The sequence below is a fragment of the Microbacterium sp. NPDC055521 genome, from assembly GCF_053619695.1.
Map to the genome: position 1 here is coordinate 40,952 of NZ_JBSHJX010000003.1, position 25,339 is coordinate 66,290.

28 protein-coding genes are annotated in these 25,339 nt (G+C 69.2%); 17 read left to right on the forward strand and 11 right to left on the reverse strand.

What is annotated here, in order from left to right:
- Position 1: 1 nt before the first annotated feature.
- Together ACWGSM_RS03740 and ACWGSM_RS03745 are read right to left on the reverse strand one after the other, a co-directional pair.
- The gene (locus ACWGSM_RS03740; RefSeq protein WP_452321629.1) at positions 2-958 is read right to left on the reverse strand and encodes an ABC transporter permease; all 957 of its coding nucleotides are present in this window, start codon (positions 956-958) and stop codon (positions 2-4) included.
- 64 nt (positions 959-1,022) lie between these two features.
- A complete protein-coding gene (locus ACWGSM_RS03745) occupies positions 1,023-2,621 on the reverse strand; it encodes an ABC transporter substrate-binding protein (protein ID WP_452321630.1) in 1,599 nt (532 codons plus the stop codon).
- A gap of 174 nt (positions 2,622-2,795) precedes the next feature.
- On the opposite strand from ACWGSM_RS03745, the gene ACWGSM_RS03750 reads away from it, so the two are divergent.
- Entirely contained in the window at positions 2,796-3,479 is a 684-nt protein-coding gene (locus ACWGSM_RS03750; RefSeq protein WP_313357137.1) for a FadR/GntR family transcriptional regulator, read from the forward strand.
- Positions 3,480-3,682: 203 nt separating this feature from the next.
- Here the strand turns inward: ACWGSM_RS03750 and ACWGSM_RS03755 are convergent, their stop codons facing one another.
- Complete coding sequence (locus tag ACWGSM_RS03755; RefSeq protein WP_452321631.1) at positions 3,683-5,191, reverse strand: SDR family NAD(P)-dependent oxidoreductase; 1,509 nt, start codon at positions 5,189-5,191, stop codon at positions 3,683-3,685.
- A gap of 69 nt (positions 5,192-5,260) precedes the next feature.
- Here ACWGSM_RS03755 and ACWGSM_RS03760 point away from each other — a divergent pair, with 69 nt between their 5' ends.
- The 4 genes from ACWGSM_RS03760 to ACWGSM_RS03775 are packed head-to-tail and all read left to right on the forward strand — an operon-like array spanning position 5,261 to position 7,865.
- Entirely contained in the window at positions 5,261-6,340 is a 1,080-nt protein-coding gene (locus ACWGSM_RS03760) for a M4 family metallopeptidase (protein WP_452321632.1), read from the forward strand.
- The gene (locus ACWGSM_RS03765) at positions 6,315-6,662 is read left to right on the forward strand and encodes a protealysin inhibitor emfourin (RefSeq protein WP_452321633.1); all 348 of its coding nucleotides are present in this window, start codon (positions 6,315-6,317) and stop codon (positions 6,660-6,662) included. The genes ACWGSM_RS03760 and ACWGSM_RS03765 overlap by 26 nt, the downstream gene beginning before the upstream one ends.
- Positions 6,663-6,691: 29 nt before the next feature.
- Positions 6,692-7,594: a VOC family protein gene (locus ACWGSM_RS03770; protein WP_452321634.1), complete on the forward strand. Its 903-nt coding sequence runs from the start codon at positions 6,692-6,694 to the stop codon at positions 7,592-7,594.
- Positions 7,595-7,634: 40 nt separating this feature from the next.
- The gene (locus ACWGSM_RS03775; RefSeq protein WP_452321635.1) at positions 7,635-7,865 is read left to right on the forward strand and encodes a hypothetical protein; all 231 of its coding nucleotides are present in this window, start codon (positions 7,635-7,637) and stop codon (positions 7,863-7,865) included.
- A gap of 1 nt (position 7,866) precedes the next feature.
- Here ACWGSM_RS03775 and ACWGSM_RS03780 read toward each other — a convergent pair whose 3' ends face one another.
- Positions 7,867-8,175, reverse strand: a complete 309-nt coding sequence (locus ACWGSM_RS03780) for a hypothetical protein (protein ID WP_452321636.1) — start codon at positions 8,173-8,175, stop codon at positions 7,867-7,869.
- Positions 8,176-8,229: 54 nt separating this feature from the next.
- Here ACWGSM_RS03780 and ACWGSM_RS03785 point away from each other — a divergent pair, with 54 nt between their 5' ends.
- Genes ACWGSM_RS03785 through ACWGSM_RS03795 form a run of 3 tightly spaced genes read left to right on the forward strand, consistent with a single transcriptional unit; the run spans position 8,230 to position 9,698 of the window.
- Positions 8,230-8,958: a ribonuclease H family protein gene (locus ACWGSM_RS03785; RefSeq protein WP_452321637.1), complete on the forward strand. Its 729-nt coding sequence runs from the start codon at positions 8,230-8,232 to the stop codon at positions 8,956-8,958.
- A 22-nt stretch (positions 8,959-8,980) separates the two neighbouring features.
- A complete protein-coding gene (locus ACWGSM_RS03790) occupies positions 8,981-9,280 on the forward strand; it encodes a DUF503 domain-containing protein (RefSeq protein WP_452321638.1) in 300 nt (99 codons plus the stop codon).
- Positions 9,281-9,317: 37 nt separating this feature from the next.
- Entirely contained in the window at positions 9,318-9,698 is a 381-nt protein-coding gene (locus ACWGSM_RS03795) for a DoxX family protein (RefSeq protein ID WP_452321639.1), read from the forward strand.
- A 4-nt stretch (positions 9,699-9,702) separates the two neighbouring features.
- Here ACWGSM_RS03795 and ACWGSM_RS03800 read toward each other — a convergent pair whose 3' ends face one another.
- Entirely contained in the window at positions 9,703-10,734 is a 1,032-nt protein-coding gene (locus ACWGSM_RS03800; protein ID WP_452321640.1) for a mechanosensitive ion channel family protein, read from the reverse strand.
- Between the two features lie 142 nt (positions 10,735-10,876).
- Between ACWGSM_RS03800 and alr the strand changes: the two genes are divergently transcribed.
- From alr to ACWGSM_RS03815, 3 genes are read left to right on the forward strand one after another with little or no spacing between them, the layout of a single operon-like run.
- Positions 10,877-12,040: an alanine racemase gene (alr, locus tag ACWGSM_RS03805; protein ID WP_452321641.1), complete on the forward strand. Its 1,164-nt coding sequence runs from the start codon at positions 10,877-10,879 to the stop codon at positions 12,038-12,040.
- Entirely contained in the window at positions 12,037-13,083 is a 1,047-nt protein-coding gene (locus ACWGSM_RS03810) for a D-alanine--D-alanine ligase family protein (protein WP_452321642.1), read from the forward strand. The genes alr and ACWGSM_RS03810 overlap by 4 nt, the downstream gene beginning before the upstream one ends.
- Positions 13,080-13,463, forward strand: a complete 384-nt coding sequence (locus ACWGSM_RS03815; protein WP_452321643.1) for a DoxX family protein — start codon at positions 13,080-13,082, stop codon at positions 13,461-13,463. The genes ACWGSM_RS03810 and ACWGSM_RS03815 overlap by 4 nt, the downstream gene beginning before the upstream one ends.
- 15 nt (positions 13,464-13,478) lie before the next feature.
- On the opposite strand, the gene ACWGSM_RS03820 is transcribed toward ACWGSM_RS03815, so the two are convergent.
- The 6 genes from ACWGSM_RS03820 to ACWGSM_RS03845 all read right to left on the reverse strand — a co-directional run bounded on the left by ACWGSM_RS03820 (position 13,479) and on the right by ACWGSM_RS03845 (position 19,560).
- Positions 13,479-14,459 (reverse strand): SRPBCC family protein, encoded by a 981-nt coding sequence (locus tag ACWGSM_RS03820; RefSeq protein ID WP_452321644.1) that lies wholly within the window; start codon positions 14,457-14,459, stop codon positions 13,479-13,481.
- Between the two features lies 1 nt (position 14,460).
- Positions 14,461-14,838 carry an ArsR/SmtB family transcription factor gene (locus ACWGSM_RS03825; protein ID WP_452321645.1) on the reverse strand — a complete coding sequence of 126 codons (378 nt, stop codon included), beginning with the start codon at positions 14,836-14,838 and terminating at the stop codon, positions 14,461-14,463.
- A 156-nt stretch (positions 14,839-14,994) separates the two neighbouring features.
- Positions 14,995-16,380, reverse strand: coding sequence for a magnesium transporter (mgtE, locus tag ACWGSM_RS03830; RefSeq protein ID WP_452321646.1), 1,386 nt, complete (start codon positions 16,378-16,380; stop codon positions 14,995-14,997).
- Positions 16,381-16,438: 58 nt separating this feature from the next.
- A complete protein-coding gene (locus ACWGSM_RS03835; RefSeq protein ID WP_452321647.1) occupies positions 16,439-18,082 on the reverse strand; it encodes an ABC1 kinase family protein in 1,644 nt (547 codons plus the stop codon).
- A gap of 23 nt (positions 18,083-18,105) precedes the next feature.
- Entirely contained in the window at positions 18,106-18,684 is a 579-nt protein-coding gene (locus ACWGSM_RS03840) for a PadR family transcriptional regulator (protein WP_452321648.1), read from the reverse strand.
- Between the two features lie 66 nt (positions 18,685-18,750).
- On the reverse strand, positions 18,751-19,560 hold the full coding sequence (locus tag ACWGSM_RS03845) for an IclR family transcriptional regulator (RefSeq protein ID WP_452321649.1): 810 nt from the start codon (positions 19,558-19,560) through the stop codon (positions 18,751-18,753).
- A gap of 79 nt (positions 19,561-19,639) precedes the next feature.
- Here ACWGSM_RS03845 and ACWGSM_RS03850 point away from each other — a divergent pair, with 79 nt between their 5' ends.
- The 6 genes from ACWGSM_RS03850 to ACWGSM_RS03875 all read left to right on the forward strand — a co-directional run bounded on the left by ACWGSM_RS03850 (position 19,640) and on the right by ACWGSM_RS03875 (position 25,320).
- The gene (locus tag ACWGSM_RS03850) at positions 19,640-20,071 is read left to right on the forward strand and encodes a GlcG/HbpS family heme-binding protein (protein ID WP_452321650.1); all 432 of its coding nucleotides are present in this window, start codon (positions 19,640-19,642) and stop codon (positions 20,069-20,071) included.
- Positions 20,068-22,248, forward strand: a complete 2,181-nt coding sequence (locus ACWGSM_RS03855; RefSeq protein WP_452321651.1) for a malate synthase G — start codon at positions 20,068-20,070, stop codon at positions 22,246-22,248. The genes ACWGSM_RS03850 and ACWGSM_RS03855 overlap by 4 nt, the downstream gene beginning before the upstream one ends.
- Positions 22,249-22,489: 241 nt before the next feature.
- The gene (locus ACWGSM_RS03860; RefSeq protein ID WP_452321652.1) at positions 22,490-24,067 is read left to right on the forward strand and encodes an SDR family oxidoreductase; all 1,578 of its coding nucleotides are present in this window, start codon (positions 22,490-22,492) and stop codon (positions 24,065-24,067) included.
- A 245-nt stretch (positions 24,068-24,312) separates the two neighbouring features.
- Positions 24,313-24,798 (forward strand): DUF2975 domain-containing protein, encoded by a 486-nt coding sequence (locus ACWGSM_RS03865; RefSeq protein ID WP_452321653.1) that lies wholly within the window; start codon positions 24,313-24,315, stop codon positions 24,796-24,798.
- Positions 24,799-25,020: a helix-turn-helix domain-containing protein gene (locus ACWGSM_RS03870; RefSeq protein ID WP_452321654.1), complete on the forward strand. Its 222-nt coding sequence runs from the start codon at positions 24,799-24,801 to the stop codon at positions 25,018-25,020.
- A 90-nt stretch (positions 25,021-25,110) separates the two neighbouring features.
- Positions 25,111-25,320 (forward strand): hypothetical protein, encoded by a 210-nt coding sequence (locus tag ACWGSM_RS03875; protein WP_452321655.1) that lies wholly within the window; start codon positions 25,111-25,113, stop codon positions 25,318-25,320.
- Positions 25,321-25,339: the final 19 nt, after the last annotated feature.

Below are 25,339 nucleotides of genomic sequence, written 5' to 3' on the forward strand. Positions count from 1 at the left end.
GTCACACCGCCCGGATTCGGGGATTGATGAGCACGTACAGGAGGTCGACGATGATGTTGATCACGACGAAGGCGAGGGCGACGGCGAGCGTCACGCCCTGCACGAGGTTGGGCTCGTTGTTGGTCACACCGTTGAGGATGAGCGTGCCCATCCCCGGGATGGCGAAGATGATCTCGATCACGACCGCGCCGCCCAGCAGGTAGCCAATGCGCAGACCGAGCACGGTCACGGGGGTGATCAGCGCGTTGCGCAGCACGTTGCGGCCGACCACGACCACGCGGGGGATGCCCGCGCCGAGGGCGGTGCGCACGTAGTCCTTGTCGAGCTCTTCGACCATCGAGGTGCGCACGACGCGCGACAGCTGACCGACCACCGGCACGGCGAGGGCGACCGCGGGCAGGGTCATGCGGGCGAGCCACGCGGAGGGGTCGCTCCAGAAGTCGGGCAGCGGTCCGGATGCCGGCAGCACGCCGAGCCCGAGGGTGAAGACCTGGATGAGCAGGATGGCCAGCCAGAACGACGGTGTCGAGAGCGCCGCCACGCCGACGAAGCGGATCACCTGGTCGGGCCAGCGGTCGCGGTACACAGCGGCGACGATGCCGATCGCGAAGGCGAGCACCACGGCGATGATGAGGCCGAAGAACGTCAGCGAGAGGGTGACGGGGAAGGCGCGGGAAACCTCGTCGATGACGGGGAGGCTGCGCGCGGAGTAGGTGCCGAGGTCGCCCCGGAAAAGCCCGGCGAGGAAGCCGAGGTAGCGCGCGAGCAGCGGCAGGTTGAGCCCGTGCTGCTCACGGTAGGCCTCGAGAGCCTCGGGCGAGGCGGTCTCGCCGAGCGCGACCCTGGCCTGGTCGATGGGCGAGAAGGACATCACGAAGAACACGAGGAACGTGATGCCCAGGATCATCACGGGCAGCTGCAGGAGCCTGCGGCCGATGAGACTGAGCGTGCTGGACACGGGGGGCCTTCTTGTTCGAGGAGGATCTCCGGGCGGCGCGGGTCGCGCGCCGCCCGGAGGGGGATCACTTGGCAGCGACCCCGACGTCGAGGAACGACAGGCCGGTGGTGGGCACCGGCTTGAAGCCGACCAGCTCCTGGTCGCTCCACGCGGTGGGCAGCTTGCGGTGGAACAGCGGGTAGAGCACGGCCTGCTCGGAGAGCAGGTCGAAGGCCTTGTTCCAGGTCTTCTGCTGCTCGTCGCCGGTCTGCTGGACGGCCTGGTCGAGCAGACCGGTCAGCTCGGCGTACTCGGGCGAGTCGGCCCATGCGGTGCGAGTCTTCGACCACACGTTGTCGCCGTACCACCAGTTCATCAGCAGGTCGGGGTCGACACCGAAGACCGACGGGTCACCGGGGGCGACGGCGACCGTGTAGTCGCCGGAGTCGACCTTCTCGTACATGGCCGCGGACTGGCCGATCTCGAGCGTGGTCTTGACGCCCACGGCATCCAGCGACTCCTTGATCAGCGGCGCGACCTCCTTGACCCAGCCGGTGTCGGTGGTGAGGAGCGTGATCGACAGGTCAGAGGCACCGGCGTCGGCCAGCAGGGCCTTGGCCTTCTTGGGGTCGTAGGTGTAGACCGTCGACGCCTTGTTGTAGTTCTCGTAGTTCTCGGGCAGGAACGACGTGGCGGCGGTGGCGTTGCCCAGCATGCCGGTCTCGATGATCTTGTCCATGTCGACCGCGTAGTGCAGCGCCTGACGCACGCGCGGGTCGTCGAACGGCGCGGCCTTGGTGTTGAACATCATGAACAGCAGGCCGAACGACTGCACGCTCTCGACCTCGGCGGCCGACGCGAGCGAGTCGACGTCGATGTAGGGCACGTCCTCCATCGCCTGGATGGTGCCCGTCGACATGGCGGTCACGCGGGCGGACGGGTCGGCCAGCAGGTTCCAGTTCATGCCGGCGGCGAGGGCCGGGTGCGGGCCGTTGTAGTCGTCGTAGCGCTCGAAGACGATCTTGTCCTCGGGCACGGCCGAGACGAGGGCGTAGGGGCCCGAGCCGACGGGCTTCGAGGCGAACGCCTCGGGGTCGGCCTCGACGACGGCCTTCGGCACGATCTTCACGACGCCGAGGCGGTCGTTGATCAGCGAGAACGGGTAGTCGGTGGTGATCTGCACGGTGTCCTCGTCGACGGCGGTGACCGTGTCGATGAAGTCGATGAACGAGAGGAACAGCGAGTTGTTCGCCGGGTCGAGCACCCGCTGGTAGCTGAAGACGACGTCATCCGAGGTGACCGGGTCACCGTTCTGGAACGTCGCACCCTCGCGGATGTCGATCTCGTACGTGGTGTCGTCGACCTTCTTGGGAAGGTCCGCGGCGAGCGCCGGCGCGGGCTTCTGGGTGACAGGGTCGAGGTCGACCAGGCCCTCGAAGATGTGCCAGTTGGCCGAGACGGTGACCGCACCCGAAGCGACCATCGGGTCGAAGCTGCCGCTCAGCGAATACGAGATGCCCGCCTCGATGACCGCCTCGGGATCGACCTTGCCGGGCTCGGCGGCTGCGTCATTCTTGTCGGTGGCTGCGGCACCGCAGCCGGAGAGCGCGACGGCGACGGCGATCGAGCCGGCCAGCGCCGCCGCGAATCGGCTCCCGCGCCTGCGAGGGATGTAACGGGTCATGTGATGCTCCAGTTTTGGGGAGGGACGACATCGTCGGGACATCAGATGTCTGATGTACTATAAACACAGATGGGCGATGTTCTCAACAGCAGGCACCCGTTCGTGGCAATGAGATGATCGTCGTGATGTGAGAGGAAGTGCGAGTTGATCCCGACCCGATCTCGTGCGTCCCGCATGCGCCGCGCTACGACTGCGGATCAGATCAAACAGCTCATCCTCACCCGCAGCCTGCGGCCCGGTGACCCGCTGCCGACCGAATCAGAGCTGTGCGAGACGCTCGACGTCTCGCGCTCGTCGGTGAGGGAGGCGATCCGCACGCTGTCGACGCTCGACATCGTCGATGTGCGCCACGGACACGGCACCTTCGTCGGCGAGATGTCGCTCGACCCGATGGTGGAGGCCCTGGTGTTCCGCGGTGTGCTCTCGCCCGAGGGGTCGTTGCGGGCGCTGCGCGAGGTCGTCGAGGTGCGCCTCGCCCTCGACCTGTCGATGGCCGAGCGGGTCGTCGAAGCCGGTACGGCCGAGAGCGAGCATCCCGCGCTCGCCGATCTCGTCGACGAGATGGTCGACAAGGCCGGCCGCGGCGAGAACTTCCTCGAAGCCGACCGCGCCTTCCACACGCAGCTGTTCGCCCGCACCGGCAACCACCTGGTCGGCCAGCTCGTCGGCGCTTTCTGGGACGTGCACACGGCGGTGCTGCCGCAGCTGCAGATCGCTCCCCCGGCCGACATCGAGAGCACCGCGAAAGCGCACGGCGACATGCTCGACGCGGTGCGCGCCGGAGACGTCGAGGCGTACCGGCGAGCCGTGATCGAGCACTACGCGCCGCTGCAGCGCGTGCTCGCCCAATCTTCCTGACCGGCGACGCGTCCGCGCCCGCCGGCGCGCCGGTCGCGCGATGCATTCCGGGGGCCGACACTCCAGATGTCGGACGCATCCCGCGAAAACGTCCGACATCTGGGGTGTCGGCCCCCAGAACGTAACGCCTGTCGGGCCCGTCGGGCCCGTCAAGCCGTCGGGTCTTCCGGCCGTCGGGCCTTCGGGCCGTCATTCCGGCCGTGTCACCAGGGGCTGGGCCGGTAGTCCTTCAGAAACACGCCCTGCAGGTCGACGCCCGCTTCACCCTGCACGATCGGGTCGTACACGCGAGCGGCGCCGTCGACGAGATCGAGCGGCGCGTGGAAGCCCTCCTCAGCCAGCCGCACCTTCGTGAAGTGCGGCCGCTCGTCGGTGATCCAGCCGGTGTCGACGGCGGTCATCAGAATGCCGTCGGTCTCGAGCATCTCGCCGGCGCTCGTGCGGGTGAGCATGTTGAGTGCGGCCTTGGCCATGTTGGTGTGCGGATGCCCAGGACCCTTGTACCGGCGTGAGAACTGCCCCTCCATCGCCGAGACGTTGACGATGTACTTGCGCCGCGCGGTCGACGCCGCCATCGACGCCCGCAGGCGGCTGATCAGCAGGAAGGGCGCCGTGGTGTTGCACAGCTGCACCTCGAGCATCTCGAGCGGGTCGACCTGCTCGACCGATTGCACCCAGCTGTTCACCCGGTTGACGTCGGGCACGAGTCCGCCGGCGTCGATCGCCGTGCCGTCGGCGTGCTTGACCAGCGACGACGAACCGGGGGCCATCGCGAGACGGGCGAGGTCCTCGGCGGTGAGAGCCTGACCGCCCTGCTCGGCGACGGTTCCGCCGAGGGCTGCGACCGACAGCAGCGGATGCGCGTCGACCGACGCCTGCAGCGCCTGCGGGTGCGGGTCGGCGGTGTGGCCGAAGGTCTCCATCTCGGGCAGCGGGCCGTCCGGCAGAGGCTGCAGCTCGGCATCCGCCAGCAGGGAGTACGCACCGGGCGAGCGGCGCACGGTCTGCGCCGCGTTGTTGATGAGGATGTCGAGCGGCCCCTGGGCCGCGACCGAGTCGGCCAGGCCGATCACCTGCGCCGGGTCGCGCAGGTCGATGCCGACGACGCGCAGCCGGTGCAGCCAGTCCGATGCGTCGGGCAGCGACGAGAAGCGGCGCACCGCGTCGCGCGGGAACCGGGTCGTGATGGTCAGGTGCGCGCCGTCGCGCAGCAGCCGCAGCGCGATGTGCATGCCGATCTTCGCGCGGCCGCCGGTGAGCAGCGCGCGCTTGCCGGTGAGATCGGTGCGGGCGTTGCGCTTGCCGTGGCTGAAGCGGGCGCACTCGGGGCAGAGCTGGTGGTAGAACGCGTCGACCAGCGTGTACGGCTGCTTGCAGATGTAGCAGTTGCGGGGCTTGAGCAGCTCGCCGGCGACGGGCGCGTCGACGACGCTGGATGCCAGGTCGAGCCCGCGGGTCTCGTCGTCGATGCGGTCGGGCGCCCCGGTGGCCGTGCGCGCGACGACGGCCTTGTCGGCGTCGGCGATGGCATCCCGGATCTCCTTGCGTCTGGCGCGCTTGACCGCCTTGAACATGTTGGCGGTGGCGCGGCGCACGGCGAGGTAGTCCGGATGCTGCTGATCGACCTCGTCGAGCGAGGCGAGCACCCGCAGGGTGGTGGCGAGGTCGTCGGGGTCGATGCCGGAGGCTGGCAGCGAGGGGGCATCGGTCATTGGGCCGATTCTACGCGGCCCCGCTGTGACCCCCTGGGCGTTGTCGGCACCCCGGCGTAGGGTCTGCACATGAGCACCTTCGATGCTGCGTACCCGTCCGTTCGCCAGGGCATCGTGCCCGGTTACCTGCTGGCGCAGCTGGCGAGGTCCGAGCGCTACCCGCACGCCGCCCGGGCCGCGCGGCAGACGCTCATCGCCGGCCGTCCCACCTTCCACGCGGCACTCCAGCTGTCGATCGACGAGAGCGGCGCGCTCGTGGCCGAGGTGACATCGGCGCCCACCCGCACGATCTTCGACGCGCAGAACACCGAGACCCTGCCGGGCGTCATCGTGCGCACCGAAGACGACGAGCCGGTGGCCGATGACACGGTCAACGAGGCGTTCGACGGGCTGGGGGCGACCTTCCAGATGCTGCTCGACGCTTTCGAGCGCGATTCGCTCGACGGTGAGGGGGCGCCACTGAACGCGACCGTGCACTACGGCGAGGACTACGACAACGCCTTCTGGGACGGCTCGCGCATGGTGTTCGGCGACGGTGACGGCGAGGTGTTCGTCGGCTTCACCCGCTCCGTATCGGTGATCGGCCATGAACTCGGTCATGGCGTGATCCAGAGCACGGCCGGACTCGTCTACCGCGACCAGTCCGGCGCGCTGAACGAGTCGATCGCCGACGTGCTGGGCGCCCTGACCGAGCAGCATCTGCGCGATCAGACCGCCGATCAGGCATCGTGGCTGGTCGGCGAGGGCATCTTCACGGATGCCGTGCAGGGCCGGGCCCTGCGCTCGATGCTCGAGCCGGGCACCGCCTACGACGACGACGAGCTGGGCAAGGACCCGCAGCCGGCGCACATGCGCGACTACGTGCACACCGTGGAGGACAACGGCGGCGTGCACATCAATTCGGGCATCCCGAACCGCGCCTTCGCGCTGGCGGCGACGGCGGTCGGCGGCCACGCGTGGGAGGGCGCGGGCCTCGCCTGGTACCGCGCGCTCACCGGCGACCTGTCGTCGACGGCCGATTTCACGCAGTTCGCCGAGAAGACGATCGCCGCCGCGAGCGGCATCGGGTCTACCGTGGAGTCAGCGGTCCGCGACGCGTGGATCGCGGTCGGAGTGATCGAGGATGCACGAGCACGAGCCCCCCGCTGACCGTGCGGGAACGGACGATGCGCAGGATCGCATCGTCATCGCCGTGGTGCGCAGCGGCGGCATCGCCGGGCTCCGCCGCCGGTGGCGGGCGGAACCGGCGCCCGAGCAGGCACCGACCTGGATCGAGCTCGTCGACCGCTGTCCGTGGGACGAGCGGCTGGATCCGGATGCCCGTGGCGCCGACCGCTACGTGTGGAGCATCCACGCCCGCCTGCGCGACCAGCAGCTCGAGCAGGTCGTTCCCGACACGCGGCTCGAGGGCGCGTGGCGCGAGCTCGTCGACGCGGTGCGCGAAGCCGACGCCGGCACAGGCGGGGAATAGACACCCGACCGATTCCACGAAGGAGCGACGTGACTCAGAAGATCATCCCCAACCTCTGGTTCGCCGGCGACGCCGGTGACGCGGGCGAGTTCTACAGCTCAACCCTGCCGATGACGAGCGCGAACGTCGCGATGCGCTACCCCGACGAACTGCCGGATTTCCAGAAGGGTCTCGAGGGGCAGCCGGTGGTGGTCGACCTCGATGTCGCCGGGTTCCGCATCACGATGATCAACTCCGACGACACGTTCCGGCCGACGCCGTCGATCTCGTTCATGCTGAACTTCGATCCACTGCTGTTCGACGGCGATGCCGATGCCGCCCGGGCCGAGCTCGATCGCACCTGGGCCGCCCTGTCGGACGGTGGGCAGGCTCTCATGCCGCTCGGCGAGTACCCGTTCAGCCCGTACTACGGCTGGGTGCAGGACAGGTACGGCGTCAGCTGGCAGCTCATGCTCACCGGGCCCGGCGGCGGCGCGCGTCCTTTCGTGATGGTGCAGGTGATGTTCTCCGGCGATGCGCAGAACCAGGCTCGCGAGGCGGTCGACTTCTACCTGTCGCTGTTCGACGACACCGCGTTCGGCACGGTGGCGGAGTATCCCGAGGCGACCGGTACCGCCGCCGCGGGCAGCGTGATGTTCGGCGAGTTCCGCATCGGCGAGCAGTGGTTCTCGTTCACGGACTCGAACGTCAGGCACGAGTTCGGCTTCACCCCCGGTGTGTCGCTCGAGATCCGCTGCGCGGACCAGGCCGAGATCGATCATTTCTGGGATGCTCTCTCGGCGGTGCCCGACGCCGAGCAGTGCGGCTGGCTGGTCGACCGGTACGGCGTGAGCTGGCAGGTCGTGCCCGAGAACATGGGCGAGCTGCTTGCCAAGCCGGGGGCGTATCAGCGGATGCCGGACATGAAGAAACTGGTGATCGCCGACTTCTGACCTCGTGTTGCCCGGCGCCGGAGCGGAGGAGAATGAAGACATGGGACTGTTCACACAGAAGCCGCAGGAGCCCAGCGCGTGGGCAGCTCTGCCCGGTGAGCCGCTCGACGAGACGAACCCGATCGAGCAACTCGACGACGCGCGCTCGCTCGATCTGATGGATGTCGGGCTCAGCGCCCAGTACTCCACGATCGTCTTCCCGGTGACGGCGCCCGCTCCCGAAGCGGCCGACACCAGCGACGCAGCCGACACCGGCGACACCGGCGAGTAGTTCAGCGCTTCCGGGCGAGCCGTGAGGCGACGAGCAGCACGGCACCGCCGGCCAGCAGCGCCGCCACGGCGGCGATCCGCATGGGCAGCAGCTCGTCGGTGTAGCGCGAGGTGAACGACACCAGGGCGAGCAGGAATCCGACCGCGAGCAGCACGGCTGCGGCCAGCCAGGTCAGCACGGGCATCCGTCGCCCCGGCCCCTGCGATCGAGGCGCGCTCGGTGGCTGCCGGTGGAACGATCGGGCGACGACGATCACGACCAGCGCGATCACGACCACGATGATCACGGTCTTCAGCGCGAATCCGGTCACTTCTCGAGAGTACCGACTGCGGGCGGTGTCTCACCGACGCCCTACGGTTGAAGGATGACGATCACCGCCGCCGCCGACGGCTCCGCCCTCGGCAACCCGGGTCCGAACGGCTGGGCCTGGTACATCGACGACGACCGCTGGGCTGCGGGCGGCTCCCCGCACGGCACGAACAACCAGGGCGAGCTGCGGGCGGTGCTCGAACTGCTGCGCGCGACCGCCGGCGTCGACGAGAAGATCATCATCGAGTGCGATTCGCGGTATGTGATCGACTCGGTGACGAAGTGGATGCCGGGATGGAAGCGCCGCGGGTGGCGCAAGGCCGACGGCGCTCCGGTGCTCAACCGCGACCTGCTCGAGGGCATCGACGAGGCGATGCGCGGCCGCGACGTCGAATTCTCGTGGGTGAAGGGGCATGCCGGGCATCCGCTCAACGAAGCAGCCGACGAGCGCGCGAACGCCGCCGCGAAGGCGTATCAGCAGAAGCAGGAACCGCGCCGGGGCCCCGGTTTCACGTCGGCGGCGGACGCCGGCGCGTCCCTCGCCGGCGCGATGGCCGTGTCGGCGGCGGCTCCCGCCGCGGCCACGCCCGAGGCCGCTCTGGTCTGGGCTGAGCCCGCTGATCTGCTCGACGGGCTCGAGGATCCTTCGACGGGCTCAGGAACCCAGGCATCCGACCCGCTCGAGCTGACCGTCTCACTCACGCCGGCCGAGCACGCGCGGCTGCGCGACCGCGCCGACGCGCAGGGCGTCTCGCTCGAAGACGCGCTGCGCCGCCTGATCTGAGCCCGCGTGGCAGACTGACGCCATGTGGATCGGCTGGATCGAGTTCGACATCCTGCTCGGCGACGTCCATTCGCTGAAGCAGAAGCGCAGCATCGTCCGGCCGATCATCGCCGATCTCAGCCGTCGCACTGAGGCCGCAGTCGCCGAGGTCGGCGCGCAGGATCTGTACCGGCGCACGATGATCGGCCTCTCAGCCGTCGCGACGCACGCCTCGCACGTGCGCGATGTGCTCGATCAGGCTGAGCGGATGCTGGTCGAGCAGCATCCTGAGATCGACCTGCTCTCCGCACGTCGGGGCCTGCACTCCAGTGGGGACGAGTGACGCACTCGACAGGGTGTGACCTGCGTACACTCGCGGAATGGCATCTGTCCCCCAGACGATCACCCGCATCGCCCTCGCCGGGCTCCTGCTCTTCACCGGCGTGGCCCATCTCACGTTCGCCCGGCGCGGGTTCCGCGTCGCGGTTCCCGACTGGGTCCCGGGTGACCCGGACACGACGGTGGTGGCATCCGGCTGGGCCGAGATCGCGCTGGGCTCCGCGCTGCTGCTCGCCCGGCGGCGTCGGCGCGGGATCGGCCGGCTCGTCGCACTGTTCTTCGTCGCCGTCTTCCCCGGCAATGTCTCGCAGTGGACGCATCACCGCAGCGCGCCGGGCCTCGACACCGAGATGAAGCGGTTCGGGCGCCTGTTCCTGCAGCCGGTCCTCGTGCTGCTGGCTCTGTGGTCGACGTGCGACTGACGGCTCAGTTCTCGAGCGAGACGCGCGTGCGCGGCAGGGCATCCGGATGCTCGCGCTGCAGCCAGGTCATCATGTGCTCACGCACCGCGCAACGCAGGATCCACAGGTCATCGGAGTCCTTGGCCGAGACGGTGAAGCGCACGGTGACGAAGCCGCCCTGCGAATCGGTGACGGCCACCCCGCTGCTGCGACGATCCCATGCCTCGGAGGCCTCCATCATCGCGTCGAACTCGGCGCGTACGGCATCCATCGGCACCCGCCAGTCGAGGTCGAGGAAGACGGTGCCGAGGATGGCATCCGAGCGGCGGGTCCATGTCTCGATCACGTTCGTCGTGAAGTAACTGCACGGGATGACCAGGCGGCGCTCGTCCCAGAGGTACACGACCACGTACGAGAGGTTCAGCTCGCCGATCCGGCCGAACTGCTCGTCGATCACGACGACGTCGCCGACGCGGATCGAGTCGGTGAAGGCGATCTGGATGCCCGCGATGAGGTTGCCGAAGATCGACTGCGCCGCGAGTCCCGCGATCACCGAGACGATACCGGCGGATGCCAGCACGCTCGTGCCCACGACGCGCAGCGCCGGGAACGAGAACAGGGCCATGCCCACCGCGATCACCGCGATGAGCACCACCGTGAGCCGCTGGATGATGAGGATCTGCGTGCGCCGGCGACGAAGGTCGGCGCCCGAGAACGTGACCTTCTCACGGGTGAGCAGCCCCTCGAACGCGAACGACGTGACCGTGGCCAGCAGCCAGGCTCCCGCGAGGATCGTGGCGATCAGCAGCAGGTGCGAGACGCCCGGCCACCATTCCTCGCGCGCCGGCTGGCTGACCGATGCGGCGGTCCAGAGCGCGATGATGAGCACGACCACCGCCCACGGGCGGCCGGCACGGCGGTACAGGTCGCGCATCCAGGCGGCCCTGCGACCCAGCACCGATGCGATGGCGCGCGGGGCGAGTACGGCGGCGATCGCGGCCGCCAGGGCGATGCCGACGGCGACGGCTGTTCCGGTCCACGAGGTCCAATCGAGCATCCTTCCACCGTAGGCGGCGCCTCGAGACGTTCCTGAGTACGCGGTGACCGGCCCGTCGGCTCGGGCGAGATCATCCGAGCGGATGACGACACTACGCCGCTGCGCCGATGCAGCGAGACCGGTGTTCGCGTGGACTGGAACCATGGCAGCAGTTCTCTTCGAAACCGACCCCGCAGCGCTCTCCACGGCGAGCGCTGCAGGGTCGGGCCCCTCTTCGCTCGCGGTGTCCACCGCGGCGATCCAAGCGAACACGTCACGCATGCGAGGGCTCTGCGCTTCGCCCGTCATGGCGGTCGTGAAGGCCGGCGGGTTCGGTCTCGGCGCCGCGCGCGCGGCTCGTGCGGCTCTCGCGGGCGGCGCCACAGAGCTCGGCGTCGCGACCTGCGCCGAGGCGATCGAGCTGCGTGGTGCGGGCATCGAAGCGCCGATCCTGGCGTGGATGATGCATGACGACGCCCCGATCGGGGCCGCCATCGCCGCGCACGTGCGTGTCTCGCCGACGTCACCGGGCCAGCTGCGCAGCATCGTCGAAGCCGCGGCGGCGCTGGGTGTCGTGGCCGAGGTGGAGATCGAGGTGGAGACCGGCATGAACCGCTCCGGGGCTCCTCGCGCCGACTGGGAGCGGCTGTTCGATATGGCGGCAGCGGCCTCGGCATCCGGACTCGTCCACGTCGTCGGGGTGTGGACGCATCTCTCCGGCACCTCTCCGGCGCAATTCACCGCGCCTCTGGCCCAGCTCGCGGATGCCGTCGAGCTGGCCCGCTCCGCGGGGCTGCGCGTGCGCAAGCACGCCGCCGCGTCTCGTGCGGCGGCCGTGGATCCGCGGACGCACCTCGATCTGCTGCGGCTCGGAGCCAGCCTCTTCGGCGTCGAACCCGTGCCGGAGCGACCGCTCGGACTCGCACCGGTCGCAAGGTGGGAGACCCGGGTGAGCCAGACTCGCGACGTGCGTGCGGGTGAGAGCGTCGGCTACCGGCAGACGCCGATCGCCTCCGCGACCCGGCTGGCACTGATCCCGGTGGGATACGCCGACGGCATCTCTCGCCGTGCGTCCGGTGACGAGCGATCCATGACGGTAGCTGTCGATGGGCGTCGCTTCCCGCTGATCGGCGCGATCTCGATGGACCAGTCGGTGATCGATGTGGGTGACGCGCCGGTGATCGCAGGCGACCGCGTGGTACTGCTCGGTGACCCGGCTCGCGGAGAGCCGTCGCTCGCGGAGTGGTCATCTGCCGTCGGGACGATCCCTCAGGAGGTGCTGACCGCGATCGGTCCGCGCGTCGCCCGGACGGAGGTCGGGGCATGACCCGGGTCATCGTCCTCTCCGGAGGCGAGAGCACCGAGCACGAGGTGTCGCTGGCCTCGGGCGCCGATGTCGCGCAGTCGCTCGCGGCGCAGCATCCGGTGATGCCGATCCGCATCGATCGCGCGGGCAGGTGGTGGATGGCCGGCGTGGACACCTCTTTCACCGCCGCCGACATACTCGACGAGCTCGAACCCGACGACGTCGTGTTCCCGGTGCTGCACGGCGGGTGGGGCGAGAACGGAGGGCTGCAGCACGAGCTCGAGGCGAGGAGCATCCGCTACGTCGGATGCTCCTCGGGCGCCTGCCGGGTGGGGATGTCGAAGCTCGCGACGGCCCGCGCGGCCGTTTGCGGCGGGGTGCCGACGATCCCGACGCGGGTGCTGCACAGGTCGTCGTTCCTCGCCGATCCGGATCTGCACGCCTCCGCTCTCGCCCGCGTCGCGGAATGGCCGCTGATCGTGAAGCCCGATGCGGGCGGATCGAGCGTCGGCGTCGCCGTGGTGTCGTCGCTGCGGGAGCTGCGGGCAGCGCTCGATGTCGCCTTCGAGCTGGATCCGGTGGTTCTGCTGCAGCCGTTGATCCGTGGCGCGGAGGTGAGCGTGGGCGTCTGGAGCGGCCGCGATCACATGCTGAGGGCCACCGGCGGCTCGCTCGTGCACCTCCCCGAGGGAGAGTCCGCATTCAGCTACGACCACAAGTACGCCGGCGCCGGCGGGTGGTTGGAGATTCCCGCCGCCTTCCCCGCGCCCATCCTCGAAGAGTTGCAGGCTGCCGCACTGAGCGTGGCGCACGAGGTCGGGGTAGCGGGGCTCGCGAGGATCGATTTCTTCGTGACGACGGAGGGGGTCGTCCTCAACGAGATCAACACGATGCCGGGTCTGCGACGCGAGTCTCACTTTCCCCGCCTGGTCAGCGCGGCCGGCACCTCGTATGACGAGCTGCTCGACGGTCTCGTGCGCCGAGCAGCTCGGGCATCCGGGTGCTGTGCCGATGATCGGCGCACTGTCCCTGGCATCCTCACGGCGCGTACCATCGGGGCATGACGTCACCCGCCCGCATGCTCGCCCGTATCGCCCTCGGCGGCTTCCTCACCTTCGCCGGGGTCAGCCACCTCACCGTCGCGCGCAAGGAGTTCCAGGCGCAGGTGCCCGACTGGGTGCCGGGCGATCCCGATGCGACGGTCGTGGCATCCGGCCTGGTCGAGGTCGGCCTCGGCACCGCGCTGCTGTTCGCGTGGCGTCGGCGCCGGATGGTCGGGGTGCTGACCGCCCTGTTCTTCATCGCGATCTTCCCCGGCAACGTGTCGCAGTGGACGCATCATCGTGACGGGTTCGCGCTCGACACCGACATGAAGCGCTTCGCGCGGCTGTTCTTCCAGCCGGTGCTCGTGTGGCTCGCGCTATGGAGCACCCGCCGCGGCTGATCGAGTCCGGCCCGGTCAGACGGTGAGCACCGCCGTTTCGAGTCGCTGGTACGACGCCTCCATGCCGTCGGCCATACCGGTGGCGAGGATCATGTCGCGGGTGTCCCTGTCGGGGAACTCCATCAGCACGGTGATCAGGGTGGCGCCGTCCTCTTCGTAGAGATTGAGGTCGTTGAGAACATCGGGGCCGTCGGTTCCCGACATCCGCTCCAGCTGCACCGCGCGGCGCGGGGCGTCGACGAGAAGCACGTCGCCCTCGAAGCCGAACGGCTCGCCCTCGGTGTCGCCGACCGGTGCCCACTCGTTGCGGTAGCGGTCGCCGGCCTGCAGGCCGACCTCGCAGACGGTCATCTCCCATCCGTCGGGTCCGAGCATCCACCGCTTGATCAGCTCGGGCTCGGTGTGCGCTCGCCAGACCAGATCGCGCGGGCCCTCGACGAGACGCGTCATGCGCACGTGGGTGTCATCGAGCATCTCGACCTGCGTGCCCTTGCCCTGCGCGTAGTCGCGGAGGTCTTGCAGCACGGCATCCAGCTGCGACAGCGCCATGCGGGTGCCCTCGACGGCGCCCATGGCGACGACCTGCTCGAGCGCGTCGAGCGAGACGAAGTGGCTGGTGTTGCGCATGCGGGTGCCGGTGGCGGTGGGCTCGAAGGTGAACTCCATGCGCATCGCGGGAAGGTCGTCGTTCGGGTCGCCCTGCTCGTCGGCGAAGCCGTCGAGCACCTCGAAGCGGTGCGGCTGCTCCATCGTGAGGAACTCCCAGTATCCGGATGCCTTCTCGCCGCGCGGTCCGTGCATCGTGTAGGTGGCGCGACCCCCGACCTCGTGGTCCCACGACGTGAAGGTGGCCGGCCAGCTCGGCGGGCCCCAGAACCGGCCGAGCTGCTCGGGATCGCTGTAGGCGGCCCAGACGCGCTCGACGGGTGCAGCGAGATCGGCGATGACGGTCATCGTCAGGTTCTCGTGGTCGGTGATGATGTCGGTGACAGGCATGTCAGTCTCCTTCGTTGGATTCGTCCGAGTCGGCCGAGTCAGTCGGCTTCTCGGCCAGCAGGTCATCGAGCCGGGCGATGCGTGCTCGCCACAGCTCTTCGTATCGGGCGAGAAGCGCCCGCGCACGGGCGATCATCTCGGGGTTCGCGCGGACGAGCCGCTCGCGTCCCTCGGCGCGCTTGATGATGAGGCCGGCCTCTTCGAGGACGGCGACATGCTTCTGCACCGCCGCGAACGACATCTCGTAGTCGTTCGCGAGGGTGGAGACGGAGTGCTCGCGCTCGACAGTCCGGCGCAGGATGTCACGCCGGGTCGAGATCGCGAGCGCATGGAACACACGGTCGATCTCCGCTTCGCTGAGTTCTGTTTGTACAACCATTTGGTTGTACGTTACGACCCGCGGATGCCCGTGTCAAGAACCTCCACGTGTTCACCCCGAGAAGCAGCTGCACAGGTGGGCAGGTGAAGGCGGCGCACTACCTCCCGTGCCGGAGCCGGAACCGAAACCAGAGGATGTGCAACGCAGATACATCGGTCACAGCTGCAGAACGGATCGCGCAATGAGGAAGTAGACGATGAGACCCGCTGCGTCGACGAAGGTCGTGATGAACGGGTTCGAGAACACTGCTGGATCCGCCCGCAGGGCCTTGGCAGCCAGCGGCATCAGCCCTCCTACGGTGGCTGCGAGTGTGCAGACTGCCGCGAGAGTCAACCCGATCACGGCGCCGACAGGCACGCCGTAGACCAGCGCCGTGATACCGAACCCGACCGTGCCGAGGATGAGCCCGAGACTGAACCCGGTGCGTGCCTCTCGAATGAGGACCTGGACTATGTCGCCGGGGGTGACGTCGCCGAGTGCCAGCGCCCTCGTGATGGTGGTGGCCGCTTGATTGCCGGTGTTGCCACCGGTGCCGATGAGCAAAGGGATGAAGACGGAGAGGACCACCATCTGCGAGAGGGTCGACTCGAAAGACTCGAGCACCTGCACAGTGAGAGTCGCCCCGACGGCGAGGACGGTGAGCCACACGACGCGCGACTTCACGAGCGAGCGCACCGGCGTGGACAGGTACGGCCGACGCAGCGGCTCGGATCCAGCGATTCGAGCCTGGTCCTCGCTGTCTGCCTCCTCGATGATGCGCAGGGCATCGTCGACAGTGAGAAGGCCGACCAGGCGATGCTCATCGTCCACAACCATCAGTGCCAGCAGTTTCAGGTCAGCGCAGAGTCGCGCTGCACTCTCAGCACCCGAACTCGCAAGCACCGCGTAAGGGCGGCGCATGATCTGCCCGACCTGAACCGACCCTCCCTGCGACCGCATCAGGTCGCGCAGGCTGACCACGCCGATGAGGCGCCGACTATCGTCGACCACCGGCAGCGTGTACACCGTCTCGGCATCGTCGAGCTTGGAGTCAACGTGACGCAGCGCCTGTTCCGCCGACAGGTCCTGGTGGACAGAGACGTACCAAGGACTCATTCGGCGACCAATTGATCCGGCTGCGTAACCAAGGACGACTCCAGTGAGGTCGCTGTCCTTGACGTTCAGTCCTTGTAGGAGCCGGCTCGCGACGGCGGCCGGCAGCTCGTCCAGCAGCCTCACCCGGTCATCCGGTCCAAGCCGCGCAAAGACAGTGGCAACCTCCTCATCCTGCAATCCGTCAAGGAGATCGCCTTGAAAACCTGGGTCAAGGGCCTCGAAAGTCTCCAGCGCTACGTCCTTGGGCAACAGTCGGTAAGCAACGGCGCGCTCCGGCGTGGAGAGTCGCTCTAGGATTCGGACCAGCTCGGCTGCTCGCAAGGGCGCAAGCCAATTCGCGAGCTCGGTGAGCCGCTGTTCACGAAGCGCTCGTTTGACCGCACCCAACTTGATCGCGCTCGCATCGCTGCCGCTGGCCATCGCGCCCTCCTCCTGCTCGGGTTCCACGTTGGTGCCCGACGCTACCCCACCGATCACGACGTGGAGATCGTCACGAGTCGGCCGCCTATCGCTTCCCGAAAACGGCGTGCAGCAACGGCACCACCGACGCGCACATCAGCCCGACGCCCCACCCCGATGCGGGCTCGAGCAGCAACACGCCGCCGATCAGCATCCCGCCGAACAGCACGCCCGACACGGCGCGATACGCGACCCGGATGATGCGGTCGAGGCGCAGCTCGAGGCTGGAGATGTCGAACGTCAGCGACCCGGAGTCGAGCCGGTTCAGCACCGCATCGACGCGACCGGGCAGCCGCCAGAGCGTCGACATGTTCGTCATGCTCTGCGCCCCGAGGTCGCGCAGCATACCGCCGCTCTCGTCGCGCAGCAGCTTGGTCGCGTAGGGCTCGACCGGCTCCCAGATGTTGAACGCCGGGTCGAGCGCGCTGCACATGCCCGAGGTGAGCGACACCGCACGCAGAAGCAGCAGCAGCTTCTCGGGGAACTGCACGGGCAGCGAGCGCACGGTCTCGCCGAATTCCATGCCGAACCGCTGCAGCTCGCGCGGGTCGACGTCGCGCAGCTCGTTGAAGCCCATCCCGCCGAACCGCGCGAACAGCACGGTGAGCGCGCGCTCGAGCTCAGCGGTGTCGGTCGAGGGCAGCAGCACGCCGATCTGCTGTGCGGCGACGATGAGTCCGTGGCTGTCGCGGGAGGCGACGGCGATGACAAGCGTGCGCAGACCCGCCCGGATGCCGTCGGGAACCTCGGCCATCATCCCGAAGTCGATGAAGGTGAGGCGCCAGTCGCCGCCGTCGAGGGGTGTCACGAAGACGTTGCCCGGGTGGGGGTCGGCGTGCACGAACGAGTGCGTGAACACCTGGTCGAGCATCACCTGCGCGAACACGTGCGCGACCTCGGCGGGGACGATCCCGGCCGCACGCAGGGCCTCGGTGTCGCTGATCTTGATCGCGGTGACGTCTTCGAGCGTGAGCACCTTTCGCGTCGAGCGCTCCCACACCACCGCGGGCGCGCCGACTCGGGCATCCGCAGCGAAATCCGCAGCGAAGCGCTCGGCGCTGGCCGCCTCGTGCAGGTAGTCGATCTCCTCGTGGCAGGTCGCAGCGAACTCCTCGACGAGCGCCGGAGCGTCGACGCGCGACGACACCGCACGCACGCGCGACGCCCAGCGCGACACCCGGCGCAGGGCCGCGAGATCGACCGCGACGATCTCGTCGATGCCGGGGCGCTGCACTTTGACGATCACGCGCTCGAGGCCGGTGTCGGCCGCGTCGGCCGCCGACAGGGTGGCGCGGTGCGCTTGACCGAGGGATGCCGCGGCCACCGGCTCCGGGTCGAACGACGCGAACGCCTGTGCGAGTGGCATCCCGAGTTCCGCTTCGGCAGCGGCACGGATGTCGTCGAACCGCTCGGCGGGAACCTCGTCCTGCAGGTCGGCGAGCTCGGCGGTGATCTCGGGCGGCAGCACGTCGAGGCGCGACGACATGAACTGCCCGACCTTGATCATCAGACCGCCGAGTTCGACGGCGAGCGCGCGGAAGCGCCGGGCCAGCCGCAGCATCCGGGCATCCCGCGTGCGATCGGCGACGCGACCGAGCCCGAAGCGCGGCAGCACGAGCTCGAACCACCAGATCTGCGCGAACGCTCGAGCGGCGAAGCGCAGGATGCGGCGATAGCGAGCCCGGTGCACTGCCGAACTCCCTTCTGGCGGAATCACCCCTCGGCGAGGATCGCGTACAGCCTACGCCGGGCGTCTTCGAGGATCTCGACGCCCTCCTTCACCTGCTCGGGGGTGCCGGTGCGGCCGAGCTGCGCGGCCGCACTGGCGAGCTCCATGCCCGCCTTCGGCAGGCCGCCGAGCGGGCCCGACGCGCTGCCGCCGCGCTGACCGGCACCCTCCCAGGGGGCGGGCTTGGCGGCAAGTGCCTCCGACTCGGCGATGCCGGCGTCGGTGAGCGAGTACGTCTTGCGTCCGCCCTGCTCGTCGGCCGTGATGAGACCCTCGTCGGCGAGCAGCTGCAGGGTCGGGTAGACCGAGCCGGCGCTCGGCTTCCACGCGCCACCCGAGCGCTCGCCGATCTCGCTGATGATCTGGTAGCCGTGCATCGGCCGCTCGGCGAGCAGCGAGATGACCGCCGATCGCACGTCGCCGCGAGCCATGCGCGAGCCGCCGGTGCGCTGCTCGAAGCCGCTGCGCAGCTGCTCGACGGCCTCCCAGACGCCGGCGAGCGGATTGCCCGCGCCGTTGCTGGAGCCGAAGTTGAACCCACTGGAGGGGAACGATCCGTTCATGATGACCTCCTGTTGTTGAACGATGCTCAACGATATGTCGTTGAGTGTCGTTCGGCAAGGGGTTGTTCAGGTGCCGTCAGCCCCGGCGTGCTCGGCGGCGAGCTCGGTCAGCTCGTCGGCCGCTTCGCGCAGCGCGCGCACGACCTCCACCACTGTGGCGTCGGTGATCCGCGCCGCGGGACCCGAAACCGACACGGCGGCCGGCTGGCCGAGCCCCGGCACCGAGACGGCGATGCAGCGCACGCCGACCTCCTGCTCGCTGTCGTCGGCCGCGAACCCGCGCCCGCGCGCGCGGCGCAGGTCGGTGATGAACGCCTCTTCGTCGGTGATGGTCTGCGGCGTGAAGCGCGGCAGACCGGTGCGGGCGATCAGTGCGCGCACCTGCCGTTCGGGCATGGTCGACAGCATCGCCTTGCCGACGCCGGTGGAGTGTGGCAGCACGCGGCGGCCGATCTCGGTGAACATGCGCATGCGCTGGCGCGATGCCACCTGCCCGGCGTACAGCACCAGGTCGCCGTCGAGCACGGCGAAGTTCGCCGTCTCGTGGAACCGGTCCTCGAGTCTGCGCAGCAGTGGCTGGGCGGCGTCGGCCAGCGGCGGCACGGCGTGCCTGCCGAGCGAGATCAGGCTCGCGCCGAGCGCGTAGCGGCGGTCTTCCAGCTGGCGCACGTAGCCGAGATGGTGGAGCGTGCCGAGCAGGCGGTGCGCGGTCGGCACCGCGAGTCCGGTTCGGTTGGCGATCGATGCCAGTGACGCCTCACCTTCGGATGCCGACAGCGCCTCCAGCAGCGAGAAGGCGCGAGTCACGGACTGCACGGTGCCGGCCGGCGCGGCCGGCGGAGTGCGTCGATCTGGGGTGTCAGCTGTTCCCGCCATGAGTTCCATCATATGGAATCGCCGCTCCGAAAACATGCCCGTCTACCTAACCTGGAACTGCACTCCAGAGGGGAATGACATGACGAGCACGCGCCGGATCATCGCCGTCACCTACGCCACGGCGGCACAGGCGGTCGAGCTCGCCATGCAGATCGCCGCCGAACGGGGCGTTCGCCCCGTCGTGTCGGTCGCCGACCCGTCGATGACCGTGATCGCCTTCGGAATGGCCGACGGCGCGACACCTCACAGCGTCGAGACCAGTCGTCGCAAGGCCGCGACCGCGGCATCCACCCGCCGCCGCACCTCCCTCATCCCCGACGCGTTCGCCGTCGCCCTGCCCCTCGGCTCGGGCGGCCTGCTGACGACGATCGACGGGGGCCTGCCCATCTACTTCGGCGACCAGCACGCCGGCGGCCTCGGAGTCGCCGGCGGCACCCCCGCGCAGGACGCGGAGATCGCCCTGGAGACCCTGCGCCGCATCGGCGCTCGAACAGAAGGAATGGAACTATGACCTCGCACCTCAGTCGCGCCGATCTCTCGGTCGCCGCTCCCATCGTCGAGTTCGCCGAGGCGGCGCTCGCCGAGAGCGGGCGCGACATCGACGAGTTCTGGGCCGGCGCCAGTGCGATCATCCACGACCTCGGCCCCCGCAATGCAGAGCTGCTTGCGAAGCGCGACGAGCTGCAGCAGAAGATCGACCAGTTCCACCGCGCCTACCCCGGCGTGCCCGAGAAGGACGCCTACCGCGCGCTGCTCACCGACATCGGCTACCTGGTTCCCGTTCCCGCCGACGTCACCGTCACCACCGAGAACGTCGACCCGGAGATCGCCACGATGGCCGGCCCCCAGCTGGTGGTGCCGCTGTTGAACGCCCGCTTCGCGATCAACGCCGCCAACGCCCGGTGGGGATCGCTCTATGACGCGCTGTACGGCACCGATGCGATCGATCAGACCGGCGAGCTGGCGCCGGGCGAGGAGTTCAACCTCACTCGCGCCGCCGCCGTGGTCGAGCGCGGCCGCGAGCTGCTCGACCAGATCGCACCGCTCACCGAGGGCTCGCACCGCGACGCCACCGGCTACGCCGTCGACGCCGACGGGCTGGTCGTGCACACCGTCGGCGGCGACCGCCGGCTGACCGACGCCTCCGCTTTCGTCGGATATACCGGCGAGGCGGATGCTCCCGACACGGTGCTGTTCGTGCACCACGGCCTGCATGCGGAGATCGTCATCGACCGCGCAGGTCGCATCGGCTCGACGGATGCCGCGGGCGTGCAGGACATCATCCTCGAATCCGCCATCACGACGATCCTCGACCTCGAGGACTCGGTGGCTGCTGTCGACGGCGAGGACAAGGCGCTCGGCTACCGCAACTGGCGCGGATTCATGGACGGCTCGATCAGCGAGCCGGTCACCAAGAACGGCCGTACCTTCACCCGCGTGCCCGACGCCGACCGCACCTACCGCACCCCCGACGGCGGGGGCGAGCTTACCCTGCCCGGTCGCGCGGTGCTGTTCGTGCGCAACGTCGGGCACCTGATGCGCACGCCCGCCGTGCTCGACCGCGACGGCGAGGAGGTGTTCGAGGGCATCCTCGACGCCATCATGACCGCCCTGGGATCGCTGCCCGAACTCGAGGGCGCGAACAAGGGCACCAACTCGCGCACCGGCTCGATGTACATCGTCAAGCCGAAGATGCACGGCCCCGAAGAGGTCGCCTTCGCCGTCGAGCTGTTCGGCCGCGCCGAGCAGCTGCTGGGCATGCCCGAGCGCACGATGAAGATCGGCATCATGGACGAGGAGCGCCGCACGTCCGCGAACCTCATGGCGTGCATCGCCGCGGCATCCGACCGCGTCGCCTTCATCAATACGGGATTCCTCGACCGCACCGGCGACGAGATCCACACCTCGATGCATGCCGGGCCCTTCCTGCCGAAGGCGCTGATCAAGCAGCAGCCGTTCATGAAGGCGTACGAAGACCGCAACGTCTCGATCGGCCTGCAGTGCGGCCTCGACGGGCACGCGCAGATCGGCAAGGGCATGTGGGCCGAGCCCGACCTCATGCACGACATGCTCGAGAAGAAGATCGCGCACCCGAAGTCGGGAGCATCCACCGCCTGGGTGCCGTCGCCCACCGCCGGAACCCTGCACGCCCTGCACTACCACCAGGTCGACCCGATGGCCGTGCGCCAGACCCTCACCCCGACCGGCGACGAGGCGCTCGACGCGCTGCTCGTGCCGCCGCTCGCCGGTGAGGGCGACCTCACCCCCGAGGTCGTCGCGCAGGAGATCGACAACAATGTGCAGTCGATCCTCGGCTACGTGGTGCGCTGGATCGACCAGGGCATCGGCGTCTCGAAGGTGCCCGACATCCACGACGTCGGTCTCATGGAAGACCGCGCGACCCTGCGCATCTCGAGCCAGCTGCTGGCCAACTGGCTGATGCACGGCGTGATCACCGAAGACCAGATCGACGACAGCCTGCGCCGCCTGGCCGTCGTGGTCGACGAGCAGAACGCCGGTGACCCGAACTACGAGAAGCTCGCCTTCGGCGACGGCGAGAATCCGGGCATCGCGTACACCGCCGCCCGTCGCCTGATCGTCGAGGGAGCCGCGCAGCCCAGCGGATACACCGAGCCGCTGCTGCACGGCCTGCGCCGCGAGAAGAAGGCCGAGCAGGCGTCGGCCTGAGCCCTGCTTCGCCGCGCCGAGGTAGGCGAACACGCCGGCGTCGGTGATTACGGCCCGGATTGGTCCTACCTCGGGTTGTTCGCCTACCCCGGGTGAGCGGCGTCCCCAACAGAGTGGCAGCCCCGGCAGAGCGACATCCCCGGCAGAGTGGCATCCCCGGGCGAGCGACACCCGATGCCAGACGCAGCCGCCGGCGTCAACCCTTCTGTCGTCGCACGCCCACGAGTCGTACTCTCCTCTCATGAGCGAGCTCACCGCCCCGACCGGGCGCGAACCGGCGCTGCGCGCCATCCCCCCTGACGACGGCTCGGCACCGCGTGTGCTCGTGTTCGGCGCGACCGGATACATCGGGGGGCGACTCACCCCGCGGCTGCTGAACGCCGGGTACCGGGTGCGCGTGCTGGCCCGCGATGCGGCTCGGGCACAGTCGTTCTCGTGGGGTCGTGATGTGGAGATCGTCGAGGGCGAGGCCCAGGATCGGGATGCCGTCGCCGCAGCCATGCGCGACGTCGACGTCGTCTACTACCTCGTGCATTCGATGACCGGTGGCAAGGACTTCGAGCAGCAGGACACCGCGGCGGCCGAGTCTGTGGCGGATGCCGCGGCCGCAGCCGGCGCCAGCCGGATCGTGTACCTCGGCGGTCTGCATCCGGACGATGCCGCGCTCTCGCCGCACTTGCGCTCGCGGGTGCGGGTGGGCGAGATCTTCCTCGAGTCCGGCGTGCCGACGCTGGTGCTGCAGGCCGGTGTCGTGATCGGCTCTGGTTCGGCGTCGTTCGAGATGATCCGGCACCTGACCGACGTGCTGCCCTACATGCCCGCGCCGAAGTGGGTGCGCAACCACATTCAGCCGATCGCGATCCGTGACGTGCTGCACTACCTGCTGGGCGCGGCGCGCGTCGACGCGTCGGTGAACACCGCGGTCGACGTCGGCGGTCCCGACGTGCTGCGGTACGGCCAGATGATGAACGGATACGCCCTCGAGGCGGGGCTGCGGCAGCGCGCGATCGCGTCGCTGCCGGTGCTGACTCCGCGGCTGGCCTCGCACTGGGTCAACCTCGTCACGCCGGTGCCGCGGTCGATCGCGCGGCCGCTGGTCGAGTCGCTGCAGAACGAGTGCGTGATGAAGAACCACATGATCGACGAGCTGATCCCCCGGCCCGAGGGTGGCCTCACGCCGTATCGGCGGGCGGTGGCGATGGCTCTGGGCCGGGTGGATGCCGACGGCGTCGAGACCAGCTGGCAGGATGCCGAGGTCTCGGGGGCGCCGAGCGACCCGCTGCCGAGCGACCCGGATTGGGCCGGACGCACGGTGTTCACCGACAACAGGTCGGTGCACACGACCGCGCCGGTGACGGAGGTGTGGCGGGTGATCACCGGCATCGGCGGCGAGAACGGCTGGTACTCGTCGCGGTTCCTCTGGGCGGTGCGCGGGGTCATGGATCGTGTGATGGGCGGAGTCGGGCTGCGCCGGGGCCGGCGCAGCCGCTCGACCGTGCGCCCGGGCGACGCCGTCGACTTCTGGCGCGTGGAGGCCGTGGAGGAGCCGCTCGTACTCGAGTCGGGTGACGGCTCTCGGGGAGGTCTGCTGCGGCTGCGGGCCGAGATGATCGTGCCGGGTTCGGCCTGGCTGGAGCTGCGGGCAGTTCCGGATGCCGACGGCACCCGCTACGAGCAACGCGCCGTCTTCTTCCCGCGGGGCCTGCTCGGCCGGTTGTACTGGCTTGCGGTGCTGCCGTTCCACGGCTTCATCTTCACCGGCATGGCCGCGCGCATCACCGCCGCGGCCGAGCGCGGCAGCGCAGTTCCCGTCGACTGAGCCCCGTCGCCTGAGCCCCGTCGGCTGAGCCCCGTCGCCTGAGCCCCGTCGCCGGTGACCTCACCACGCGAGCGTAGGCGAACACACGAGAGCAGGACGTACGCACCCGAATTCCTCCGTCCTCGGCGCGTTCGCCTACCTCCGCGACGGCCCGACCCCTGCCGCCGCCCGACACGAGCGTCACCTCTAGCGCCATCGAACGATTAACGATAGATTCTCATCGTCAATCAACGAGAGGCGACCCCATGCGACACGGAACAATCCTCTTGCTGAAGGTCGTGATCGCGCTCGCCCTCGCGGGCTCGGTGGTGGTGCAGGTGATGATCATCCCGGCGGTCTGGCGCGACCTCGAGGGCGAGGTGCTGTGGGGCCGCATCGCGCTCGTGAGCATCGCGGCGCTCGGGGTCCTGACGATGCAGGTCTTCGCGGTCTGCGTCTGGATGCTGCTCACGCGCGTGCGCCGCGGCTCGATCTTCCAGGCATCGTCGTTCCGGCACGTCGATGTGATCATCGGCGCGATCACGACGGCAGCGGCATTGGCGTTCGCGTTGGCTGCGCTGCTGGCGCCGGGCGAGGTGCCCCCGGGGATGGTCGGGCTGATCGCCGGTGCCGGGTTGGTGCTCGCCGGGTTCGCGCTGCTGGTCGTCGTGATGAAGGCCCTGCTGCGCCAGGCTATCGAGCGTGAAGACGAGGCGCGCACCCTGCGCGACGAACTGGGCGAGGTGATCTGAGTGCCCGTCATCGTCGACATCGACGTGATGCTCGCCCGACGCAAGATGGGCGTCGGCGAGCTCGCCGAGCGAATCGGCATCACCCCGACCAACCTCGCGGTGCTCAAGAACGGTCGTGCGAAGGCGGTGCGCTTCACCACACTGGATGCCCTCTGCCAGGCGCTCGAGTGCCAGCCCGGCGACCTGCTGCGCTGGGAACCCGACGACAGTTCCGCTCGCTGACCGCCGCATCGGCCGCGAGGTTTGTCAACGGGCATCCGCGGCCCTCACCGGGATGACAGGCTGTACCCCCACCGACCGACGGGAGCCACGATGTCAGACCCCACGCCTTTCCCCACCGACCCGATGAAGGCCGAGGGCACCGACCCCGACCTGAGCAAGGATGACGATTCGCGCCAGGCATCCGACGCGACCGACGCAGAGCGACCCGACGACCGCGCGCCGACCCACGACGAGCAGATGCGTGACCGCATGGCGGCAGAGCAGCAGGACTTCGGCGAGAAGTACACGAACATCGACTGAAGGGGCACGCAGCACGCGC

Excerpts from the sequence above, each read along its gene's own strand:
- ACWGSM_RS03745 (WP_452321630.1), bottom strand. The coding sequence starts at position 2,621 with ATGACCCGTTACATCCCTCGCAGGCGCGGGAGCCGATTCGCGGCGGCG.
- ACWGSM_RS03750 (WP_313357137.1), top strand. The coding sequence starts at position 2,796 with ATGCGCCGCGCTACGACTGCGGATCAGATCAAACAGCTCATCCTCACC.
- ACWGSM_RS03755 (WP_452321631.1), bottom strand. The coding sequence starts at position 5,191 with ATGACCGATGCCCCCTCGCTGCCAGCCTCCGGCATCGACCCCGACGAC.
- ACWGSM_RS03760 (WP_452321632.1), top strand. The coding sequence starts at position 5,261 with ATGAGCACCTTCGATGCTGCGTACCCGTCCGTTCGCCAGGGCATCGTG.
- ACWGSM_RS03765 (WP_452321633.1), top strand. The coding sequence starts at position 6,315 with ATGCACGAGCACGAGCCCCCCGCTGACCGTGCGGGAACGGACGATGCG.
- ACWGSM_RS03775 (WP_452321635.1), top strand. The coding sequence starts at position 7,635 with ATGGGACTGTTCACACAGAAGCCGCAGGAGCCCAGCGCGTGGGCAGCT.
- ACWGSM_RS03785 (WP_452321637.1), top strand. The coding sequence starts at position 8,230 with ATGACGATCACCGCCGCCGCCGACGGCTCCGCCCTCGGCAACCCGGGT.
- ACWGSM_RS03790 (WP_452321638.1), top strand. The coding sequence starts at position 8,981 with ATGTGGATCGGCTGGATCGAGTTCGACATCCTGCTCGGCGACGTCCAT.
- ACWGSM_RS03795 (WP_452321639.1), top strand. The coding sequence starts at position 9,318 with ATGGCATCTGTCCCCCAGACGATCACCCGCATCGCCCTCGCCGGGCTC.
- ACWGSM_RS03800 (WP_452321640.1), bottom strand. The coding sequence starts at position 10,734 with ATGCTCGATTGGACCTCGTGGACCGGAACAGCCGTCGCCGTCGGCATC.
- alr (WP_452321641.1), top strand. The coding sequence starts at position 10,877 with ATGGCAGCAGTTCTCTTCGAAACCGACCCCGCAGCGCTCTCCACGGCG.
- ACWGSM_RS03810 (WP_452321642.1), top strand. The coding sequence starts at position 12,037 with ATGACCCGGGTCATCGTCCTCTCCGGAGGCGAGAGCACCGAGCACGAG.
- ACWGSM_RS03815 (WP_452321643.1), top strand. The coding sequence starts at position 13,080 with ATGACGTCACCCGCCCGCATGCTCGCCCGTATCGCCCTCGGCGGCTTC.
- ACWGSM_RS03820 (WP_452321644.1), bottom strand. The coding sequence starts at position 14,459 with ATGCCTGTCACCGACATCATCACCGACCACGAGAACCTGACGATGACC.
- ACWGSM_RS03825 (WP_452321645.1), bottom strand. The coding sequence starts at position 14,838 with ATGGTTGTACAAACAGAACTCAGCGAAGCGGAGATCGACCGTGTGTTC.
- ACWGSM_RS03840 (WP_452321648.1), bottom strand. The coding sequence starts at position 18,684 with ATGAACGGATCGTTCCCCTCCAGTGGGTTCAACTTCGGCTCCAGCAAC.
- ACWGSM_RS03845 (WP_452321649.1), bottom strand. The coding sequence starts at position 19,560 with ATGGCGGGAACAGCTGACACCCCAGATCGACGCACTCCGCCGGCCGCG.
- ACWGSM_RS03850 (WP_452321650.1), top strand. The coding sequence starts at position 19,640 with ATGACGAGCACGCGCCGGATCATCGCCGTCACCTACGCCACGGCGGCA.
- ACWGSM_RS03855 (WP_452321651.1), top strand. The coding sequence starts at position 20,068 with ATGACCTCGCACCTCAGTCGCGCCGATCTCTCGGTCGCCGCTCCCATC.
- ACWGSM_RS03860 (WP_452321652.1), top strand. The coding sequence starts at position 22,490 with ATGAGCGAGCTCACCGCCCCGACCGGGCGCGAACCGGCGCTGCGCGCC.
- ACWGSM_RS03865 (WP_452321653.1), top strand. The coding sequence starts at position 24,313 with ATGCGACACGGAACAATCCTCTTGCTGAAGGTCGTGATCGCGCTCGCC.
- ACWGSM_RS03875 (WP_452321655.1), top strand. The coding sequence starts at position 25,111 with ATGTCAGACCCCACGCCTTTCCCCACCGACCCGATGAAGGCCGAGGGC.